Origin of the sequence: Virgibacillus sp. DJP39 (genome assembly GCF_049310925.1) — a bacterium.
Lineage (GTDB): Bacteria > Bacillota > Bacilli > Bacillales > Amphibacillaceae > Virgibacillus_F.
On sequence record NZ_JBMERP010000180.1, the window covers coordinates 1 to 1385 of the forward strand.

Below are 1385 nucleotides of genomic sequence, written 5' to 3' on the forward strand. Positions count from 1 at the left end.
ATTGTAATATATTTGTAATTTATAAATCTTTACATTGCAACTTCTTCTTAAAACCTTTTTCTTGATGCTAAAGTTATCTGATTACTTATTTATAAACATCTTCTAGATAAACCTACAACACAAAAAGAATAATAGTAAATCCAAAGGCAAAAAAATTCCAGACTTTATGCCTGAATCCAACCTTCATCCCTTTCTCTTCTGCCTCATTGATCTCTTGCTCTCTGTTGTATTTCATTGATAAAAGCGCTCCTCAGAAGCATCTGTATATTTTTATGATTAAATAAGTGCCTGTCACTTGAAACTATTCAGAATAGTTTCAAGTGACAGGCACTATGTTTTCTCTGTAATTCACAAGCCAAAAATTAAAAAGTAAAACCAGAATAAAACTTAATTTTCGTTATTCTTCTTTTTAATCTCTTCTACCTCTTTTTTTAGTTCATCTTCTATTTCCTGAAACAAATCATCGGTGGTTGTTTTATTATGATTCTTTTCCCGTTCATTCATCGGAACAAAATCTGTGTACTCTTCATCGTTGGTATCATCGGACATGTTAACCCCTCCTCGACTACCTAAATCAAGTATATAAATAAATATGGAAAATATGCATGGACATGGTGCCTGGAACACTGTCTATGCAACAATGATAGTAAGTTTTTTAAAAATTTTGTTTTTCTTCATTCGATAAAATGCTACAATAATAGATAATAAGTTCCAATAATCCTGGGATGGGAGCTGTTGGTGTTGCTTCAAATACTATTGTCGAATCTAGCTATCATACTTATAGCCTATCTTAGCAAGGAATTCATTTATAAAAAACTGACTCATTTCCCTAAACTTTTTCTAATTGGATTTAATATTGTTTTGTACTCTTCTTTAATCATTTTGCTGTTTTATATCCCCATTCAAATTAATGATTTCCGGTTTGATTTAAGAGTCGTCATTTTATTGTTTCTTGCCATTACCTATGGATGGCGTATTACGGTTTCCATCTTAATCATAACTGCGCTTTGGCGCCTTAGTGTCATAGGCGGCTCAGTCGCATTGGCATCCGTTTTCTATAATATGATCATTCCCGTTCTGATTGGTTTACTTTTCCGCCAAGCCAACTATAAGATTATGCCATTTAGAAATCTATTTATATTAGCTTCAAGTGTTTGGCTGATTACCTTGATACCACTGACATGGCTTGACCCAAATGGTTTTGAAATGTTAAAAAGTATTGCTATTACGCATTACCTCACTTTTATCATTTGTTTTTTAATTTTGTATGGATTGTATGCCGGCACAGTTAAACAGGAAGAAATGGAAGAAAAAGTTCATCATATGGCCTATCATGATGCTTTAACAGGTTTACCAAATCGGTATAATCTAATGAACGAACTACA

3 protein-coding genes are annotated in these 1385 nt (G+C 32.6%); 1 reads left to right on the top strand and 2 read right to left on the bottom strand.

From position 1 onward, the window contains the following. Positions 1-112 precede the first annotated feature (112 nt). Both ACOI1D_RS21635 and ACOI1D_RS21640 read right to left on the bottom strand, forming a co-directional pair. On the bottom strand, positions 113-235 hold the full coding sequence (locus tag ACOI1D_RS21635) for a hypothetical protein (RefSeq protein WP_422504265.1): 123 nt from the start codon (positions 233-235) through the stop codon (positions 113-115). A gap of 152 nt (positions 236-387) precedes the next feature. Further along, positions 388-549 carry a hypothetical protein gene (locus ACOI1D_RS21640; RefSeq protein ID WP_422504267.1) on the bottom strand — a complete coding sequence of 54 codons (162 nt, stop codon included), beginning with the start codon at positions 547-549 and terminating at the stop codon, positions 388-390. Positions 550-741: 192 nt separating this feature from the next. Between ACOI1D_RS21640 and ACOI1D_RS21645 the strand changes: the two genes are divergently transcribed. Then, positions 742-1385, top strand: a 644-nt coding sequence (locus tag ACOI1D_RS21645; RefSeq protein WP_422504268.1) for a LytS/YhcK type 5TM receptor domain-containing protein, incomplete at its 3' end; no start/stop codon positions are given.